The following is a 17,074-nucleotide window of genomic DNA, read 5'->3' on the forward strand; positions in this document are numbered from 1 at the left end:
GCTTCGTGATACTGTCATGCAAATCACCTATCCACCGGGTTGTAACGGAAACTGCTAAAGTTCCGAAGCGAGCCAGTGTGAGGTGCTCGACATGCGCTATGCCATCTGCTTTACGCCGCCTGCCCGTGATCCGCTTGCCGATGCAGCGGCGCGCTGGCTCGGTCGCAACGTGTTTTCCGGCGAGGCGGAAGAGCATCCGGGGCTGAAAGGTCTCGGCGTGCACGAGATTGCCTTTCACACGGCGCTGCCCCGTCGCTTCGGCTTCCACGCCACCTTCAAGGCACCGTTCCGCCTGAGCGAAGGATCCACCGAACCGGCCTTGCTGCGGGAGTTGATGCATTTTGCCGGGCGCATGGAGCCGGTCATGCTGCAAGGGCTGACGGTCGGTCGCATCGGTGACGTCTACGGCCTCATTCTGGAGCGACCTTGCCCGTCGGTCGACTATCTCGCAGCCTCGATCGTTCAGGCCTTTGACGGCTTCCGGGCACCGCTTTCCGAAGTCGAGATCGAGCGGCGCAATCCTGAGAGGCTGTCGGCACCGCAGTTCAGCAATCTCAGCCGCTGGGGCCATCCTTACGTGATGGACGAATTCCGCTTTCACATGACGTTGACGGGGCCGCTTCTGGCGCGAGATTTCCCACGCATCGAGCAGGGGCTGAAGGCGCATTTCGATCCTGTGCTCGCCGAGCCTGTTGTGGTGACCAATCTCGCGCTGTTTGTCGAGACTGAGCGTGGCGCGCCGTTTACCGTGCATTCGCTGCATCCGCTGGGGCGGGTTTCCAGCCGCAAGATCGCCTGACCGGTTTGCGCTGCAGCAAATTCCGCTTTTTCCATCTCGACAGCTGCCATCGTCGCCAATAGCCTCGCGTGAAAACACGAGAGGTGAACCGATGACGACTGCCCCCTATCCCCGCGACCTGATCGGCTATGGCCGCGACATTCCCGATCCGAAATGGCCCGGTGATGCGAGGATCGCGGTGCAGTTCGTGGTGAATTACGAGGAGGGCGGCGAAAGCTGCATTCTCGATGGCGATCCGGCCTCGGAAAACCTGCTGTCGGAAATCGTGGGCGCCCAGCCCTGGCCCGGCCAGCGCAATCTGAACATGGAATCGATCTACGAATACGGCTCACGCGCGGGTTTCTGGCGGCTCTGGCGCATGTTCACCGAGCGCAAGGTGCCCGTGACGGTCTACGGCGTGACGCTCGCCATGGCGCGCAATCCCGAAGCGGTTGCGGCGATGAAGGAGGCGGACTGGGAGATCGCCAGCCACGGCTATCGCTGGCTCGAATACAAGGATTTTCCAGAAGACGTCGAGCGCGAGCACATCCGCGAAGCGGTGCGCCTGCACAAGGAACTGACCGGCTCTCATCCGCTCGGCATGTATCAGGGCAAGCCTTCTGACAATACGCTGCGCCTCGTGATGGAGGAGGGCGGCTTCCTGTATTCCTCCGACAATTATTCCGACGACCTGCCGTTCTGGGTGCCGGATCTCGAGGGCAAGCCCTTTCTGATCATCCCCTATACGCTTGAGACCAACGACATGCGTTTTGCCACGCCGCAGGGCTTCAACACCGGCGATCAGTTCTTCACCTATCTCAAGGACGCTTTCGATGTGCTTTACGATGAGGGAAAGAACGGCAGCCCGAAGATGATGTCGGTCGGCCTCCACTGCCGCCTCGTCGGGCGACCGGGAAGGGCTGCGGCGCTGGCGCGGTTTATCGATTATGTCACCAGCCACGAGAAGGTCTGGGTGCCGAAGCGGATCGAGATTGCGGAACACTGGCACAAGTTTCACAAGCCGACGTGGTGAGCTCTAAATCCATCCGATAGGTTGTTTGATTTGACAGTCTCGCGCAAGTGTTGAGCGATAGCGCTGCTGGTTGAAGCCACTTGGAGGTCGAGGTCAGTCATGGAAATTTCCAACCGATACAACATGCCAATCCCGTCGCAGTATTCAGCCTTGTCCAAAGAGGCTGGCGAGGCTTGGCAAGATATCACAGGCACGGATGCGCCGAATGCCGCTGTTCCAGGGGTCTCCGGAAGCACTGCACATCAGAATCTCAACATGACGCTCTCCGCCAATGCCTTGAACACGCATGGTGCCCCGCTGAGCCGCATTCCGACAACGGCAGGAATGGCAAGCCCGGCTCTAGCGGCGGCTCTTTCGAGCGGTGTCGTTAATCCCGCTGACTGGCTTTTGCCGTCAGATATCAGTCTGTATGAGCAGGCGACCGGCGGCACGATCAAGGATGGCGTCATTTACGACAAGGACGGCAACGTCAACTCCGACCAGGCGAATGCCGATCTCGTCAATTCTCTTTTTGACATGCGGAATTATGGGACATTTTCGGATGGTCAGCCAAGATTGATCATAGGCGACATTACTGTCGGTGATCTCAAGGCGTTTATTGATTACAATCGCCCCAACTCTGCGGTTAACACGGGTATCCTTGACAGAGCGCTTGAAGCTCTTTCTGCTTAAGGGTGAGACTGTCCATAGCCTGGTGCGCACTCCGTTTGACATCGCTTAGGTGTGCTTTTTGTTTTGGTCAACAAATGCAGAAAACCCCGTTGGGGCGCTGGAGTTTGCGTGGGCGAGATCAACTGAGGTGCAGAATGGCAAAGCTTGTGGCCTTGAAAAAGAAGCTCATGAAAAACCCGGCATTCCGAGCCGAGTATGAGAACGCCTGCGTCGAGTATCAGGCGCTGGAAGCGGAGCTTGCGGCCTCCGCCAGCAGCCAGTCCCGCAAGACCGCGGCTGGCTCGGACAGGTCCGTGCCTGACAGCAGCCAATAGGCCTTGTCCTTGTCGGCGGCTTCATCGAACAGCACGCTCAGCGTGCCCGCTGCCAGATGGTCGGTGATCAGGGCTGTGGGGCAGAGGCCGATGCCGAGGCCCGAAAGGACCGAACTGACCAGCAGGTTGAAATCGGCATAGAGCGGTCCTGCAGGCGCCAGGCCTTTGATCCCTCGTGCCGCCAGCCAGGATTGCCAGGCGGCCTCGGTTGCGTCGTGCAGCAGGTCCTGTTTCAGGAGGTCGGCGGGTGTGATGATCGGCCCGTGCCGCTCCAGATAGGTGGGCGCACAGGTGGGCCGGGTGGCGGCGTCGAGAATGCGGTCCGCCCGCCCAGGCGGTCGGGACCCGTGTCCGATCAGCAGGTCTGCGCCGGCTTCTTCCGGGGTCAATGCGCCGAGCGGATAGACGATCGAGACCTGGATCTGAGGATGTGCTGCGCGGAAACGGGGCAGGCGGGGGCCGAGCCAGTGGGTGACCACCGAGGGCATGCAGGCAAGGCTCGCGCGGGCCAAGGATTTGCGGGCCGTCAGACGCTCGACGGCGCGGGCGATATGGCCGAGGCCTTCCGAGCAGGCGGCGCCGAGTTCGCGGCCGTCAGCGGTGAGGCGCACCCCACGCGGGCGGCGGTCGAAGAGGGCAAGGCCCAGCCAGTCTTCCAGCGCCTTCACATGCTGGCTGACGGCCGCTGCCGTCATGCTAAGCTCGGTCGCGGCCTGCAGGAAGCTTTCGCGGCGGGCGGCTGCCTCGAAGGCGCGAAGTGTCGGGAGCGGTGGCAGTTTCATGGCTTCATGACTAAGCCAGACTTGGCCTTGGGGCAAGAAGAGAGGCGGTTGTCATGGGAGAGGCTGTGGGGCACCTTGTGGCATCCTTCCTGATGCCGTCCCGGAGCCTCGCATGTCGCCCTTCAACGCCAACATCCCCGTTCCCGCCGATGCGGCTGCCCGCCGGGCGGTGAAGCCGGTCGTCTGCTACCCGGTGGAGTCGTTGAAAGCGCCCGACATGAGCATTCTGGAGCGGGCGCGGGCGGTGATGGAGAAGGTCGGTGAGGTGATCGTGCCGCCGCGCGAGGGCAATACGTTTGAGGTGCCGAAGGGGCATTTCTTCCGCATCGTCAGCGTCGAGGGGCCACAGGTCGGCGACCTGAACCTCTGGAACGCCAATGACCTTTCCGAGCGCTTCTTCTCCGGCAAGACGCGGGCGCTGCATGCGACGCATGTGACGACCGGCAACCGGTTGTGGAGCAATCTGCCGTCGCTGCGCCCCATGGCGACGATCAGCCATGATTCGCTCGGCTGGTACGGTATCGACGAGTTCGGCGGCGGGGTGCATGACGTGATCGGCACGCGCTGCGACCCCTATACCAACCGTTTGCTCTCAGGCGGCGACTATCATCACTGCTGCCACTCCAACCTCTGCCGGGCGCTGGCGCATCATACCGGATCCGACATCAAGGCAGTCGAGCCGCATGTGCATGACGTGTTGAACGTCTTCATGTGCACGGGTTTCACACGAGACACGCAGCAGTATTTCATGAAGGGAAGCCCGGTACGCCCCGGCGATTTCCTGGAGATGTTTGCGGAGATTGATCTCTTGGGCGCACTTTCGGCCTGCCCGGGTGGGGATTGCAGCACCAGCCATTCGAGCGATGTGGCAAAATGCTACCCGCTGAAGGTGGAGATTTACCGGCCGGATATGGCCTTGCTCGCGGATTGGCCGTTTCCGGAACGCAATGGGTATCAGTTGCAGCTCTGAACGCCGTCGGCCCTTTGGCCGTTATGTTCGGGCTTGGCCCGAGCATCCGCAAACGTCTGAATTTTCTCGACGATTGTAGATCCTCGGCACAAGGCCGAGGATGACGTCGCGTTTGGGGGCACCGAAAAGACAAAGGGCCCGGCAGTGATGCCGGGCCCTTTTCATTCCGTCTTCGCAGCTCAGTCCTTGGCGAGGGTCGCCATGTCGATGACGAAGCGGTAGCGAACATCGCTCTTGATGACGCGTTCATAGGCTTCGTTCACCTGGGCGATGTCGATGATCTCGATCTCCGGGGTAATGTCGTGCTTGCCGCAGAAGTCGAGCATTTCCTGGGTTTCCTTGATCGACCCGATCATCGAGCCGGCTAGGCTGCGACGGCCGGCAATCAAGGCGAAGGCATGCACCGGAACCGGATTTTCCGGCACGCCGAGCAGGACCATGGTGCCGTCGACCTTCAGAAGGTTGAGATAGGCGTTCCAGTCGATCTCGGCGCTGACGGTGCAGAGGATCAGGTCGAAGGAGCCGGCGAGCGTCTTGAAGGTCTCCGGATCCGATGTGGCGTAATATTCCTTGGCGCCGAAGGCGAGGCCGTCTTCCTTCTTCGACAGGCTCTGGCTGAGCACCGTGACGTCAGCGCCCATGGCCGCGCCGATCTTGACGCCCATGTGGCCGAGACCGCCCATGCCGATAACGGCGACCTTCTTGCCCGGGCCGGCCTTCCAGTGGCTGAGCGGCGAATAGAGCGTGATGCCGGCGCAGAGCAGCGGCGCTGCCTTGTCGAGCGGCAGGTTGTCCGGGATGCTCAGGACATAGTCTTCCTGCACGACGATCGAATCGGCATAGCCGCCCTGCGTCGGGGTCACGCCGTCGACTTCCGTAGAGTTATAGGTGCCGACGAGGCCCGGCATGTATTGCTCGCGGTAGAGGTCGCGTTCGCAATGCAGGCAGGAATTGACGAAGCAGCCAACGCCGACGCGGTCGCCGACCTTGTATTTCGAAACGCTGGAGCCGACTGCTGTCACGATGCCGGCGATCTCGTGGCCGGGGACCATGGGGAAGGTCGAGTTGCCCCATTCGTTGCGGGCCTGGTGGATGTCGGAATGGCAGATGCCGGAGAACTTGATCTCGATCACCACGTCGTCCGCGTTCGGTTCACGACGCTCGAAGTTGAAGGGAACCAATGGCTTGGAGGCATCCGTTGCGGCATAGCCTTTGGCAATCGGCATGGGGTATCCTTTCAAAAGTCATGGGAGAAGCGAGCTGTAGATAGGTCGATCCGGGTCTGCTGCAAGCGAAGAACCATGGCGTTTGTGTTGAAAGTGCCTGTCGCCTTCGGAAACTCGACAAGACCAGGGGGCTCGGCTAATCCTTGTCATCAACTGCTTCGCGAGATGCGCGGGCGGCCCCTCCTTGCCGCGGCTCTCGCAGCTACGGCCTTACATGATACTGGATTGACGGCATGGACAGAGCGGACTTCGTTCAGCGTTTCGGCGGGGTGTTCGAACATTCGCCCTTCATTGCGGAACGGGCCTTCGATGCAGGCATGATCGAGGAGCCGCTGACGGCGCTCGACGTGCATGATGCGATGGCTGCGATGTTTCGCACAGCAAGCCATGACGAGCGGCTGGGCGTCTTGCGCGCGCACCCGGATCTCGCGGGAAAGCTCGCAATTGCGGGCGAACTGACCGAAGACAGCAAGCGCGAACAGGCCGGTGCCGGGCTCGATCGGCTGAGTGCCGAAGAGCACACCCGCTTCACCGAACTGAATACGGCCTATGTCGAGAAGTTCGGCTTTCCCTTCATCGTCGCGGTCAAGGGACTGACAAAGGACGACATCCTCGCCGCCTTTGAAACGCGCATCGCCAATAGCCGCGATCAGGAATTCGACGCCGCCTGCCAGCAGGTGGAAAAAATCGCCAGGCTTCGCCTTGAAAGCCTGCTTCCGGAGACACACTGACATGCTTGAGACCTCGACCGTCGTTCTGCCGGATTTCGCAGCCGGTGCCGTCAACCTTGCATCTGCGCGCCTCGGTGCCGTGGGCATCTTCTCGACCGACGAGTTCTTCGCGCCGGTGTCGCGCATGCTGAACGATGATCCCGCGACCTTCGATCCTGATCTCTACGACGACAACGGCAAGTACATGGATGGCTGGGAAAGCCGTCGCAAGCGCGTGCCGGGGCATGACTATGCGATCATCCGCCTTGCCATGCCGGGCCGCATCTTCGGTTTCGATGTCGACACCCGCTTCTTTACCGGCAACTACCCGCCGCATGGCTCGATCGAGGCGGCTTTCGTCGAGAGCGGCGATCCGACGGATGCGACGGTCTGGACTGAACTCGTGGCCAAGTCGCCGCTCGGGGCGTCTGCCCAGCATTTCTTTGCCAATTCGGATACGTCGAAGGTCTGGACGCATCTGCGCCTGCACATTTATCCCGATGGCGGCGTGGCGCGTCTGCGCGTTTATGGCGCCGCCCATTTCGACTGGTCGAAGGTGGGTGCAACCGAGGAAATCGATCTCGCCTATATCTTCCACGGCGCCAAGTCGCTTGCCTGGTCTGATGCCCACTACGGCCATCCCGACAAGATCCTGTCGCCCGGCCGTGGCACCAATATGGGTGATGGATGGGAAACCAAGCGCCGCCGTGGTCCCGGACATGACTGGGCGATCATCCGGCTCGGCCACGCCGGTGTGATCAACCGGGTGCTGATCGACACGCATTTCTACAAGGGCAATTATCCGGATACCTGCGAGCTGCTCGGCGCCTATTTGCCGGACGCCGGCGACACGTTCAGTGAAGCGGAGATTGCTGCATCCGAACAGTGGCAGCCGATCCTGACGCGGCAGAAGATGCAGATGGATGCCGAGCATTTCTATGAAGGCGGCCAGCTGCAGAAGATCGGTCCGGTCACGCATGTGCGGATCGGCGTGCATCCTGATGGTGGCGTGATGCGCCTGCGCCTGTTCGGCACCAAGGCCTGAGTTTAGGGTAGAAACGGAAAGAGCGGGCGTTGGCCCGCTCGTCGCATTCTTCCAGCCGTCCGCAATGCGGGCGGCTTTCTTGTTGGGCTTTCGCCCTTACTGCTTCGGCGCCCGTTCGGCTTCGCGGATCGCTTCCTCGTGATACCAGCTTGCCGAACCGCTCTCATAGATCACGGGTTTCGGCGTCTGGCGCTCACGCATGGCGTTCAGCCGGGCCAGGTCACGCACCGGGAATTCGTAGATCTTCGCCGATTCCCGAACCATGTTCGTTGTCATGCTACTACCTCTCGTTTCACCGAGTGTTGTCTCGATGGTTCATTCTTACCACGTCTGAAACTGAAATGCACATGAAAAGTGCAAAATGCCTATTTTATGGGCAATATAGAAGCAGAAAAAGTGATGAATTTAAAATCATCACAGCGCTTTCGTGATCTTTGGTGGGCTGACAACACCGGACACGCGCCTCTGGTTCCATGAGTATGCGCTCAATCTGTTAAAGAAAGGCCTGCAATACCCGCGATTTGGCGGATCGCCTGCGACAAAATGGCCGCATTTCGCGGTCTGTCTGCAAACTGGCACGCTTCCTGCTTTTTCTTGTCCGACTCCCGGGCGAACCGGAGAATCACCCCTCTGTTGCGCATGAATGGCGCGAGACTGAAGAGAGAGCACCATGACCAAGTTTAAGCTCGAGTATATCTGGCTCGATGGCTACAAGCCGGTAGCGAACCTGCGTGGCAAGACGCAGATCAAGGAATTCGACAGCTTCCCGACCCTGGAACAGCTGCCGCTCTGGGGCTTCGACGGCTCCTCCACGATGCAGGCCGAAGGCCACTCGTCGGATTGCGTGCTGAAGCCGGTCGCCATTTATCCCGACCCGGCTCGCACGAACGGCGCTCTCGTCATGTGCGAAGTCATGATGCCTGATGGCGTCACCCCGCATCCGTCCAACAGCCGCGCCACGATCCTCGACGACGAAGGCGCTTGGTTCGGTTTCGAACAGGAATACTTCTTCTACGAAAACGGACGTCCGCTCGGCTTCCCGGAGCAGGGCTACCCGGCTCCGCAGGGCCCGTACTACACCGGCGTCGGCTACAAGAATGTCGGCTCGATCGCCCGCGAGATCGTCGAAGAGCATCTCGACCTTTGCCTCGAAGCGGGCATCAACCACGAAGGCATCAATGCCGAAGTGGCCAAGGGCCAGTGGGAATTCCAGGTCTTCGGCAAGGGCTCCAAGAAGGCAGCTGACCAGATCTGGATCGCCCGCTACCTGTTGCTCCGTCTGTGCGAAACCTACGGCATCGACGTCGAATTCCATTGCAAGCCGCTCGGCGATACCGACTGGAACGGCTCGGGCATGCACTGCAACTTCTCGACCACCTTCATGCGTGAAGTGGGCGGCAAGGAATACTTCGAAGCCCTCATGGCCGCCTTTGCCAAGAACTGGCAGGAGCATATCGACGTCTACGGTCCGGACAACCACCTGCGCCTGACCGGCAAGCACGAGACGGCTCCGTGGAACAAGTTCTCCTACGGCGTTGCCGACCGTGGTGCCTCGATCCGCGTTCCGCACTCCTTCGTCAACAACGGCTACAAGGGTTACCTGGAAGATCGCCGCCCGAACTCCCAGGGCTGCCCCTACCAGATCGCTTCCGTCGTCCTGAAGACGATCGCCGAAGTGCCGACGGCCGATTACGCCAAGTCCGCTGCCTGATTTCAGGTTGAGCGATAAAGATTGCAGCGCCGGTGGAAACGCCGGCGCTGTTTTCGTTTGGGGGGGGCTTCTGGATATGGTTGAGTATCTTTCATTTGCGCGGTCTCTGCCATATATATTACTGTCAAGGAGACTGGTGATGCGACCGTCAGATGTGCTGGAACGAAAGAGATCTGCAATCCGCGAGGTGACGGCGCTTCACAACGCGACGAATCCTCGCGTCTTCGGTTCCGTCGCCCGTGGAGAAGACCGCTCAGACAGTGATCTCGACATTCTGGTGGATGCCCTTCCCGGTTCTTCCCTCATGACGCTTGGTGGTCTGCAGTCGGCCCTAGAAGGCCTCGCAGAGGGTGTTCCAGTGCATCTGGTAACGACCAGCGAGATACCGCAGAAGCATCGGGGGCGTATCTTGGCGGAAGCGCTGCCAATATGAACCGCGAGCATCGTATCCGCTCGCTTCTTGAACGGATCCGAAGCGCATCCTTGGATGCTCACGAACTGTTGGGTCCATTAGATCTGAAAGAGTTCCGCACAAATCTTCTCGTTCAACGCGGCGTCGGGATGAGCCTTTTGATGGCAAGCGAGAGCGTTGTCCAACTCGAAGCGTTTTCGCCGGATTTCGTTGCGGAGCATCCGGAAATAGATTGGGTGACGATCCGTGGCATGCGTAACCGGATGGCGCACGGGTATTTCGACATCAATCTCGATTATGTGTACCAGACTGCGAAACATGAAGCGCTTGATCTGGTTCGGATCGTCGACTCCCTAATCCACATTTATCCCGAGGGAGAATAACCCCCTTTGCCCATCGAACTCTCCATCCGTCCCTTGACGGCTCAAAGTTTCGCGCCTTTCGGCGATGTCATCGAAGCCGAAGCGTCCACCATGCGGCTGATCAATGGCGGCACGACCGAGCGTTTCCATGCGCTGTTCTCGCCTGAAATTGCGGGCGAGGGTGCCCGGGTGATCGTTAGTATCTTTCGCGGCCAGCCGCGTGCCTTTCCCTATGCGATTGGCATGATGGAGCGCCATCCGTTCGGCAGCCAGAGCTTCTCGCCGCTGTCGGGCCGACCGTTCCTCGTGGCCGTTTCGCCTGATGAAGACGGCAAGCCGGGTGAGCCGCAGGTGTTCCTGGCTGCCCCACATCAGGGCGTGAATTATCGGCGCAACACCTGGCACCATCCCTTGGTGGCGATCGGTGAGGTGAGCGATTTCCTGGTTGTAGATCGTGACGGACCCGGCAACAATCTTGAGGAATTCTTCTTCGATACCCCCTTCATGATTCGGGAGCCACACCCATGACCGGTCTCACCACCCATGTCCTCGATACGGCTCTCGGCAAGCCCGCCCAGGGGCTTCGCATCCAGCTGATGCGGATGAATGGCGAGGAGGCGGAGCTGATCAAGACCGTCTTCACCAATGATGACGGCCGGGTCGATGGCGGGCCGATGCTGATCGGCGATACCTTTCAGGTCGGGCAATATGAACTGCTCTTCCATGCCGGCGATTATCTGAAGGCCAAGGGGTTTGCGCTCACCGAGCCGCCCTTTCTCGACGTGATCCCGATCCGTTTCGGGATCTCCGACACCACGGCGCATTACCACGTGCCGCTCTTGCTCTCGCCCTATGGCTATTCGACCTACCGGGGAAGCTGAGCATGCGTTTTGCCGCCATCGCCGACATCCATGGCAACCATCTGGCGCTTGAGGCGGTCATTGCCGATATCCGCGCAGAGGGGATCGATCAGATCGTCAATCTTGGCGACAGTTTTTCGGGGCCGCTCGAGGCGGGTCTGACGGCGGATCTGCTGTTGCCGCTCGACGCCCTGACCGTGCGCGGCAATCACGATCGTGCCCTGATCGATCGACCTTTCGAGGATATGGGCGATTGGGAGAAGCCGAGCTATCCGCAATTGTCGGCAGCCCAGCTCGACTGGATCCGTGGTCTTCCGGAAACGGCGCGGATCGGCGACGAGGTGTTCCTCTGCCACGCGACGCCTGAGGACGACAATACCTACTGGACCGAGACGCTTTCGGCAGACGGGATCTTTCATCTGAAGCCGCTCGCCGAGATCGAGGCGCTGGCTGCAGGGATCAACACGCCGCTGATGCTGTGCGGTCACAGCCATATTCCGCGTGCCGTTCAGCTTTCTGACGGCCGACTGATCGTCAATCCGGGCAGCGTCGGTTGCCCCGGTTTCGATTATGACGTGCCCGTCTATCACAAGGCCCAGGCGGGCACGCCGTTTGCGAGCTATGCGATCCTCGAAAAGAGCCCGCGCGGCTGGCAGCCGAGTTTCCGGCAGGTGCGTTACGACAATCTCGCCATGGCAGAGCTTGCGCGACGCCATGGCATGATGGATTGGGTCAGCGCGCTCTCGAGCGGCTGGATCGCCTGAAGGCGCTCAGAACGGGCTTTCTGCGATGATCGACTTGTCGACATCGGCGAGCTGTCGCTTGCCGCAAAGCGCCATCGTCACATCCATCTCCTTGGCGATGATCTCCAGGGCCTTGGTGACGCCCTGCTGGCCCATGGCGCCCAGGCCATAGAGGAATGGGCGGCCGATATAGGTTCCCTTGGCGCCGAGTGCGATCGCCTTCAGCACATCCTGGCCGGAGCGGATGCCGCCGTCGAGATGGACTTCGATCTTGTCGCCGACGGCGTCGACAATTCTCGGCAGCATGGCAATCGAGGAATGAGCGCCGTCGAGCTGGCGGCCGCCATGATTGGAGACGATGATCGCGTCAGCGCCGGTTTCCGCAGCCATCTTGGCGTCCTCGACGTCGAGGATGCCCTTGATGATCAGCTTGCCACCCCACTGCTTCTTGATCCAGGCGACGTCATCCCAGGAGAGCTTCGGATCGAACTGCTCGTTGGTCCAGGCGCCGAGCGAGGCGAGATCGGAGACATTCTTGGCATGGCCGTGGATGTTGCGGAAGGTGCGGCGCTGGGTGTGCAGCATGTTCCAGCACCAGCGAGGGCGCATGGCCATCTGGAAGAGGTGTTTCGGCGTCAGTCGCGGTGGGGCGGAGAGGCTGTTTCTGATGTCCTTGTGGCGCTGGCCGAGCAGCTGCAGGTCGGCCGTTAGCACCAGCGCCGAGCACTTGGCGGCGCGGGCGCGCTCGATCAGGTTCACCACGAAATCACGGTCGCGCATCACGTAAAGCTGGAACCAGAAGGGCCGCTTGGTGACCGAGGCGACATCCTCGATCGAGCAGATGCTCATGGTCGACAGCGTGAAGGGCACGCCGAATTCTTCCGCCGCCTTGGCCGCCAGCATTTCACCATCGGCATGCTGCATGCCGGTGAGGCCCGTCGGCGAAAGCGCCACCGGCATCCTCACCTTTTCGCCAATCATGGTGGTTTCCAGCGTGCGGCCGCTCATGTCGACGAGCACGCGCTGGCGCAGCTTGATCTTCGAGAAATCGCTCTCGTTCGCCCGGTAGGTGCTCTCGGTGTAGGAGCCGCTGTCGGCATAGTCGAAGAAGAGCTTTGGCACGCGCTTGCGTGCGAGCTTCTTCAGATCGGAAATTTCAAGGATCGGCCCCATTTGTCTCTCTCTCCGCCAATGTCTTTGTGTCGGCATATCATGCCATTCGGTCGACTGTGAACAGGGAGAGCGCGAAAGAGGTAAGATAATTTTACCTCTTGGATTCGTCAGAAGTGTTCTCCCGATCTGAACGGCCCGACACGCATGCCGGCTGCGATCAGATAGGCGGTCGACCAGCCGATCAGCAGGAAGCCGTTGACGCCTTCGAGCGCCGCCAGCATGCGCCATTCCGGATGGGGCACGACGTCGCCATAGCCGACGGTGGAGAAGGTGATGGTCGAGAAATAAAGGGCGGTTTCGAAATCATCGACGACGCCGATCAGCGTGAAACTCGCCGCCCAGAGCCAGACTTCGGCGGTCAGTACCGCAAAGACCCCGATCACCACCGTGTTCATGGCCAGCATCCGGCTGCGATGGCCATGCAGGCGGATGCGATCCGTCACCCAGCTCATGACATGGGTCACGCCCATCAGCCCGAAGGTGTGGATAACCACCGTCAGCGAGATCATCAGGGTGCCCAGCGCAAGATTGGTGGCCAGCATGGTGCATCCTCCTCCGGATGACTCAGTTTTTAGCGAAGGTCCTTGCGGATCATGAATTTGAGACCGGACCAGATCTCGGTCACGGCGCAGACTTTGACATCAACGAGGCCGGTGGGCAGGAAGATGGTGCGCAGGACATCTTCAGTGATCGTGGTCGGGACCTTCGATGCCTTCTTGGGCCAGGAGATCCAGAGCATGCCTGATGGTTTGAGCTTTGCTTTCAGACGTTCGGCGTGGTCTTCAAGGCGAGCACGGTCCGTCTCGAAGACATGGAGGTAGTCGAGTTCGCTGCCACCCGCCTCTGCAGGGTGTCCGACACGGCGCGCAATGGGCAGGTCGTCGACAAGATGGGAGAGCTCGTCGGGCAGATTGATGAAGAGCGCGGCAAGGTCAGGCCTCAATCCGAGCTTCTTGGCAAGGGGAGTGCCGGAGTAGCCGCTTTCGCTCATGAATGGCACAACCTTCCCCGAAAATCGCAGCGTCGGCAGCGTTCCGTGTCGTGTGGGTCGACGAGAGGTGAATCATCGTCGGGTTCGGGCCGGTGTGTCAATGCTCGGTTTGTCATCGACCTTTTGTAGAGCGGCAATAGGCTCATCACGGGCAGAAGTGAGGATCGTGCTGTGGCTTTACCGAGGGATTGCCTCCTGACCGTTGTTTTGCTCGTCGGTGGTCTTGCTTTTGCTGCGAGCCCGTCACGCGCGGTTATTCTCGAGGTCGACCCGGTGCCAGGCTGCCCTCCGGGCCAGGTGTTCGACAGCGGCGCGGCGCAGTGCCTAACCGATATGAGACGGCTGACGGATGCCGACAGGATGGCCAATGCCAGGCACCATATCGACGAGGGGCGGTTTGAGGAGGCACGCTTGCTGCTCGACGCCGTGAGCCAGAAGAACTCCGCCCGCTACTTCAACTATCGCGGTTTCGTCACCCGCAAACTCGGCGACCCAGAGGGCGCGCTGGTTTACTATCGTCGCGCACTGATCCTGGATCCCTATTATGCCGAGGCCCGGGAATATCTCGGTGAGGCCTATCTGATGCTCGGGCGGATCGCTGAGGCCGAAGCAGAACTCGCTCAGATCGCACGCATCTGCGGAGTGCAATGCGAGCCCTATCAGGAGCTCAGTGAAGCTCTGGCGGAGGCGAGAGGCCGATAAAGGCCTGTCGCCGCACGTCGGATTGGCTGGTCAGTTGCCGGGTTTCGAAGCCTTGCCCGCCACATAGGTCTCGACCACCGTACGATCGTCGCCCAGGGTCTGCAGCAGGAAGAGCTCTTCCGAGAGCGAGGTCACCGTTTCCATCCTCAGCCGCATGGCCGGGGTCGCGGCGGCATTGAGCACGACGATATCGGCGTCGGTGCCTTCGTCCAGCGTGCCGATGCGGTCTGCAAGATCGAGCGCCACGGCATTGCCGAGCGTCATGTGATAGAAGCTTTCCAGTGGGTTTAAACGCTCGCCAAGCAATTGCTGGATCTTGTAGGCCTCGTCCATAGTCTTCAGCATGGAATAGCTGGAGCCGCCGCCGATATCGGTGGCGACCGCGACGGTGACAGGCTTTTCCCGACGCTGGATGGCCTTCAGCGGGAAGAGGCCGGAGCCGAGGAAGAGGTTTGAGGTCGGGCAATGCACCGCGACCGCGCCGCTTTCCGCCATTGCGTCGGCTTCGCGATCCGAGAGGTGGATCGCATGGCCGAAGAGTGCCTTTTTCCGGAGCAGGCCGTAACGGGCATAGATGTCAGTGTAGTCAGTGGCTTCGGGATAGAGCTCGCAGGTGTAGCGGATCTCGTCGTGATTCTCTGAGAGATGCGTCTGGATATGCAAGTCGGGGAATTCTTCCGCCAGCTTCTGCGTCATGGCCATTTGTTCGGGCGTCGAGGTGATGGCAAAGCGGGGCGTGATGGCAACGTGATTTCGGCCCTTGCCATGCCATTGTTCGATGACGGCGCGGGTTTCGTCGTAGCCCAGTTGCGGCGTGTCGAGCAGCCCCTGCGGGGCGTTGCGGTCCATCATCACCTTGCCGCCGATCATCAGCGTGCCGCGCTTCAGGCTTTCGGCAAAGAAGGCGTCGGCCGAGGTCTTGTGTACGGAGCAATAGGCAACCGCCGTCGTCGTGCCCTGGCGCAGGAATTCGTCGAAGAATTGCGTGGCGATGCGCTCGGCATGGGCGCTTTCAACGAAGCGGCATTCTTCGGGGAAGGTGTAGGTATCAAGCCATTCCAGCAGGTTGGCGGCATAGGAGGCGATTACCTGCATCTGCGGGAAATGCACGTGGCAGTCGATCAGGCCGGGCAGGATGAGATGCGGGCGGTGGTCGATCTCTGATGTCTCCGCACCGGCCTTCGGCTTCACATCCGAATAGCTGCCAACGGCTGCAATCTTGCCGTCCCGCACCAGCAGCGCGCCGTCTTCCTCGTAGAGATAGCTCTCGCGGTCGCCGGCGTGCCCGGGGGCGCGACGGAAGGAAAGGAGGCGGCCGCGGATCAGGGTCTCAATTGTCATCATTTGCCTTCGACCGTCGTCTCGTACCAGGCGACGAGCAGCTTGCGCTCATCGGGCGAGAGATCGGTGATGTTTCCGGGCGGCATGGCATGGCTGCGGCCGGCCTGGAGGTAGATTTCACGGGCATGGGCGGCGATCTCGCCGTCCGTCTCAAGCTTCACGTTCTTTGGTGCCCGCGCGATGCCTTCCCAGACAGGCTCGGCGGCGTGGCACATCGAACAGCGGCCCTGTACGACATCACGCACGGCTTCGAAATGGCCGTTTGCAACAAAGGTCTGTTCACGGGTCGAAAGGCTCACCTGTTCTTCCTCGCCGGTCAGCACCTTGGGCACTGTCGACAGCCACATGATGACGATGAAGATGAGCACCGTCACCAGCCAGGTCCAGGTCGGCTTGCCCTTGCGGGCATGGGTCGTGTTGAACCAGTGGCGGATGGTGACGCCCATGAGGAAGACCAGCGCCGCGATCACCCAGTTGAACTCCGTCGCGAAGGCCAGCGGATAGTGGTTCGACAGCATGAAGAAGATGACGGGCAGCGTCAGGTAGTTGTTGTGCAGCGAGCGCTGCTTGGCAATCACGCCGTATTTCGGATCGGGCGTGCGGCCCGCGATCAGGTCCGCGACGACGATCTTCTGGTTGGGAATGATGATGAAGAAGACGTTGGCCGACATGATGGTGGCGGTAAACGCGCCCAGATGCAGGAAGGCGGCGCGGCCGGTGAATACTTGCGTGTAACCCCAGGCCATGGCGATCAGCACGACATAGAGAAAGGCCATGAGGCCCCAGGTGTTGCGGCCTAGCGGCGACTTGCAGAGGAGATCATAGAGGATCCAGCCGACGGCCAGCGACGCCAGCGACAGACAGATGGCCTGCCAAGGCTCGATGTCCAAGACCGTGCGGTCGATGAGGAAGAGGTCGGCGCCGCCATAGTAGACGACGGCGAGCAGCGCGAAGCCCGAGAGCCAGGTGGCGTAGCTTTCCCATTTGAACCAGGTCAGATGCTCCGGCATCGATGCGGGCGCGACCAGGTATTTCTGGATATGGTAGAAGCCGCCGCCATGGACCTGCCATTCCTCGCCATAGGCGCCGACCGGCAGGCCGGGGCGCTTCACGAGGCCGAGATCCAGCGCGATGAAATAGAAGGACGAGCCGATCCAGGCGATGGCCGTGATTACATGCAGCCAGCGGACTGCGAAGTTCAGCCATTCCCAGGCGATCGCATATTCATACATTCGAGACTTCCCCTTAT

The 17,074-nt window shown here is 60.6% G+C and carries 21 protein-coding genes; 13 read left to right on the forward strand and 8 right to left on the reverse strand.

All coding sequences use genetic code 11. The annotated features are described in order from the left end of the window. Positions 1-91 precede the first annotated feature (91 nt). The 3 genes from AC02Y0_RS03960 to AC02Y0_RS03970 all read left to right on the forward strand — a co-directional run bounded on the left by AC02Y0_RS03960 (position 92) and on the right by AC02Y0_RS03970 (position 2,483). A complete protein-coding gene (locus AC02Y0_RS03960) occupies positions 92-799 on the forward strand; it encodes a DUF1045 domain-containing protein (protein ID WP_102018195.1) in 708 nt (235 codons plus the stop codon). A gap of 91 nt (positions 800-890) precedes the next feature. Beyond that, on the forward strand, positions 891-1,811 hold the full coding sequence (gene puuE / locus AC02Y0_RS03965; protein ID WP_476382576.1) for an allantoinase PuuE: 921 nt from the start codon (positions 891-893) through the stop codon (positions 1,809-1,811). Positions 1,812-1,910: 99 nt separating this feature from the next. Further along, positions 1,911-2,483 (forward strand): hypothetical protein, encoded by a 573-nt coding sequence (locus AC02Y0_RS03970; RefSeq protein ID WP_476382578.1) that lies wholly within the window; start codon positions 1,911-1,913, stop codon positions 2,481-2,483. 217 nt (positions 2,484-2,700) lie between these two features. Here the strand turns inward: AC02Y0_RS03970 and AC02Y0_RS03975 are convergent, their stop codons facing one another. Beyond that, a complete protein-coding gene (locus AC02Y0_RS03975; protein WP_476382580.1) occupies positions 2,701-3,579 on the reverse strand; it encodes a LysR substrate-binding domain-containing protein in 879 nt (292 codons plus the stop codon). Positions 3,580-3,691: 112 nt separating this feature from the next. Here AC02Y0_RS03975 and AC02Y0_RS03980 point away from each other — a divergent pair, with 112 nt between their 5' ends. Then, a complete protein-coding gene (locus AC02Y0_RS03980) occupies positions 3,692-4,549 on the forward strand; it encodes an urea carboxylase-associated family protein (protein WP_476382582.1) in 858 nt (285 codons plus the stop codon). 179 nt (positions 4,550-4,728) lie between these two features. Here AC02Y0_RS03980 and AC02Y0_RS03985 read toward each other — a convergent pair whose 3' ends face one another. Continuing rightward, the gene (locus AC02Y0_RS03985; protein WP_476382584.1) at positions 4,729-5,775 is read right to left on the reverse strand and encodes an NAD(P)-dependent alcohol dehydrogenase; all 1,047 of its coding nucleotides are present in this window, start codon (positions 5,773-5,775) and stop codon (positions 4,729-4,731) included. A gap of 233 nt (positions 5,776-6,008) precedes the next feature. Between AC02Y0_RS03985 and uraD the strand changes: the two genes are divergently transcribed. Then, entirely contained in the window at positions 6,009-6,506 is a 498-nt protein-coding gene (gene uraD / locus AC02Y0_RS03990) for a 2-oxo-4-hydroxy-4-carboxy-5-ureidoimidazoline decarboxylase (RefSeq protein WP_476382586.1), read from the forward strand. A gap of 1 nt (position 6,507) precedes the next feature. Next, positions 6,508-7,530, forward strand: a complete 1,023-nt coding sequence (gene alc / locus AC02Y0_RS03995) for an allantoicase (protein WP_476382587.1) — start codon at positions 6,508-6,510, stop codon at positions 7,528-7,530. Positions 7,531-7,626: 96 nt separating this feature from the next. Here the strand turns inward: alc and AC02Y0_RS04000 are convergent, their stop codons facing one another. Next, positions 7,627-7,806, reverse strand: coding sequence for a DUF2735 domain-containing protein (locus AC02Y0_RS04000; protein ID WP_054148428.1), 180 nt, complete (start codon positions 7,804-7,806; stop codon positions 7,627-7,629). A 394-nt stretch (positions 7,807-8,200) separates the two neighbouring features. Between AC02Y0_RS04000 and AC02Y0_RS04005 the strand changes: the two genes are divergently transcribed. The 6 genes from AC02Y0_RS04005 (at position 8,201) to AC02Y0_RS04030 (ending at position 11,639) form a co-directional block, all read left to right on the forward strand. Then, entirely contained in the window at positions 8,201-9,241 is a 1,041-nt protein-coding gene (locus AC02Y0_RS04005; RefSeq protein WP_476382590.1) for a glutamine synthetase beta-grasp domain-containing protein, read from the forward strand. Positions 9,242-9,380: 139 nt separating this feature from the next. After that, the gene (locus tag AC02Y0_RS04010; protein WP_476382592.1) at positions 9,381-9,674 is read left to right on the forward strand and encodes a nucleotidyltransferase family protein; all 294 of its coding nucleotides are present in this window, start codon (positions 9,381-9,383) and stop codon (positions 9,672-9,674) included. Then, a complete protein-coding gene (locus AC02Y0_RS04015) occupies positions 9,671-10,036 on the forward strand; it encodes a HepT-like ribonuclease domain-containing protein (protein ID WP_136557804.1) in 366 nt (121 codons plus the stop codon). The genes AC02Y0_RS04010 and AC02Y0_RS04015 overlap by 4 nt, the downstream gene beginning before the upstream one ends. Before the next feature lie 6 nt (positions 10,037-10,042). Next, complete coding sequence (locus AC02Y0_RS04020) at positions 10,043-10,543, forward strand: ureidoglycolate lyase (protein WP_476382593.1); 501 nt, start codon at positions 10,043-10,045, stop codon at positions 10,541-10,543. Beyond that, a complete protein-coding gene (gene uraH / locus AC02Y0_RS04025; protein ID WP_102018184.1) occupies positions 10,540-10,896 on the forward strand; it encodes a hydroxyisourate hydrolase in 357 nt (118 codons plus the stop codon). Before AC02Y0_RS04020 ends, uraH begins: the two co-directional genes overlap by 4 nt. Positions 10,897-10,898: 2 nt before the next feature. Then, on the forward strand, positions 10,899-11,639 hold the full coding sequence (locus AC02Y0_RS04030; protein ID WP_476382595.1) for a metallophosphoesterase family protein: 741 nt from the start codon (positions 10,899-10,901) through the stop codon (positions 11,637-11,639). Positions 11,640-11,645: 6 nt separating this feature from the next. Here the strand turns inward: AC02Y0_RS04030 and AC02Y0_RS04035 are convergent, their stop codons facing one another. From AC02Y0_RS04035 to AC02Y0_RS04045, 3 genes are all read right to left on the reverse strand, one after another. Further along, positions 11,646-12,791, reverse strand: a complete 1,146-nt coding sequence (locus AC02Y0_RS04035) for an alpha-hydroxy acid oxidase (protein ID WP_476382597.1) — start codon at positions 12,789-12,791, stop codon at positions 11,646-11,648. A gap of 107 nt (positions 12,792-12,898) precedes the next feature. Further along, positions 12,899-13,333 (reverse strand): potassium channel family protein, encoded by a 435-nt coding sequence (locus AC02Y0_RS04040; protein WP_444556494.1) that lies wholly within the window; start codon positions 13,331-13,333, stop codon positions 12,899-12,901. Between the two features lie 29 nt (positions 13,334-13,362). Then, the gene (locus tag AC02Y0_RS04045; protein WP_476382599.1) at positions 13,363-13,782 is read right to left on the reverse strand and encodes a hypothetical protein; all 420 of its coding nucleotides are present in this window, start codon (positions 13,780-13,782) and stop codon (positions 13,363-13,365) included. A gap of 171 nt (positions 13,783-13,953) precedes the next feature. Here AC02Y0_RS04045 and AC02Y0_RS04050 point away from each other — a divergent pair, with 171 nt between their 5' ends. Beyond that, positions 13,954-14,484: a tetratricopeptide repeat protein gene (locus AC02Y0_RS04050; protein WP_476382602.1), complete on the forward strand. Its 531-nt coding sequence runs from the start codon at positions 13,954-13,956 to the stop codon at positions 14,482-14,484. Between the two features lie 30 nt (positions 14,485-14,514). Here AC02Y0_RS04050 and guaD read toward each other — a convergent pair whose 3' ends face one another. Together guaD and puuD are read right to left on the reverse strand one after the other, a co-directional pair. Next, positions 14,515-15,825 (reverse strand): guanine deaminase, encoded by a 1,311-nt coding sequence (guaD, locus tag AC02Y0_RS04055; RefSeq protein WP_476382604.1) that lies wholly within the window; start codon positions 15,823-15,825, stop codon positions 14,515-14,517. After that, positions 15,825-17,057 (reverse strand): urate hydroxylase PuuD, encoded by a 1,233-nt coding sequence (gene puuD / locus AC02Y0_RS04060; RefSeq protein WP_476382606.1) that lies wholly within the window; start codon positions 17,055-17,057, stop codon positions 15,825-15,827. The genes guaD and puuD overlap by 1 nt, the downstream gene beginning before the upstream one ends. Positions 17,058-17,074: the final 17 nt, after the last annotated feature.

Source organism: Allorhizobium sp. nf9_anc (genome assembly GCF_056323085.1).

Coding starts and splice junctions, on each gene's coding strand:
- AC02Y0_RS03960 (WP_102018195.1), top strand. CDS start 92: ATGCGCTATGCCATCTGCTTTACGCCGCCTGCCCGTGATCCGCTTGCC.
- puuE (WP_476382576.1), top strand. CDS start 891: ATGACGACTGCCCCCTATCCCCGCGACCTGATCGGCTATGGCCGCGAC.
- AC02Y0_RS03970 (WP_476382578.1), top strand. CDS start 1,911: ATGGAAATTTCCAACCGATACAACATGCCAATCCCGTCGCAGTATTCA.
- AC02Y0_RS03975 (WP_476382580.1), bottom strand. CDS start 3,579: ATGAAACTGCCACCGCTCCCGACACTTCGCGCCTTCGAGGCAGCCGCC.
- AC02Y0_RS03980 (WP_476382582.1), top strand. CDS start 3,692: ATGTCGCCCTTCAACGCCAACATCCCCGTTCCCGCCGATGCGGCTGCC.
- AC02Y0_RS03985 (WP_476382584.1), bottom strand. CDS start 5,775: ATGCCGATTGCCAAAGGCTATGCCGCAACGGATGCCTCCAAGCCATTG.
- uraD (WP_476382586.1), top strand. CDS start 6,009: ATGGACAGAGCGGACTTCGTTCAGCGTTTCGGCGGGGTGTTCGAACAT.
- alc (WP_476382587.1), top strand. CDS start 6,508: ATGCTTGAGACCTCGACCGTCGTTCTGCCGGATTTCGCAGCCGGTGCC.
- AC02Y0_RS04000 (WP_054148428.1), bottom strand. CDS start 7,806: ATGACAACGAACATGGTTCGGGAATCGGCGAAGATCTACGAATTCCCG.
- AC02Y0_RS04005 (WP_476382590.1), top strand. CDS start 8,201: ATGACCAAGTTTAAGCTCGAGTATATCTGGCTCGATGGCTACAAGCCG.
- AC02Y0_RS04010 (WP_476382592.1), top strand. CDS start 9,381: ATGCGACCGTCAGATGTGCTGGAACGAAAGAGATCTGCAATCCGCGAG.
- AC02Y0_RS04015 (WP_136557804.1), top strand. CDS start 9,671: ATGAACCGCGAGCATCGTATCCGCTCGCTTCTTGAACGGATCCGAAGC.
- uraH (WP_102018184.1), top strand. CDS start 10,540: ATGACCGGTCTCACCACCCATGTCCTCGATACGGCTCTCGGCAAGCCC.
- AC02Y0_RS04030 (WP_476382595.1), top strand. CDS start 10,899: ATGCGTTTTGCCGCCATCGCCGACATCCATGGCAACCATCTGGCGCTT.
- AC02Y0_RS04035 (WP_476382597.1), bottom strand. CDS start 12,791: ATGGGGCCGATCCTTGAAATTTCCGATCTGAAGAAGCTCGCACGCAAG.
- AC02Y0_RS04040 (WP_444556494.1), bottom strand. CDS start 13,333: ATGCTGGCCACCAATCTTGCGCTGGGCACCCTGATGATCTCGCTGACG.
- AC02Y0_RS04045 (WP_476382599.1), bottom strand. CDS start 13,782: ATGAGCGAAAGCGGCTACTCCGGCACTCCCCTTGCCAAGAAGCTCGGA.
- guaD (WP_476382604.1), bottom strand. CDS start 15,825: ATGACAATTGAGACCCTGATCCGCGGCCGCCTCCTTTCCTTCCGTCGC.
- puuD (WP_476382606.1), bottom strand. CDS start 17,057: ATGTATGAATATGCGATCGCCTGGGAATGGCTGAACTTCGCAGTCCGC.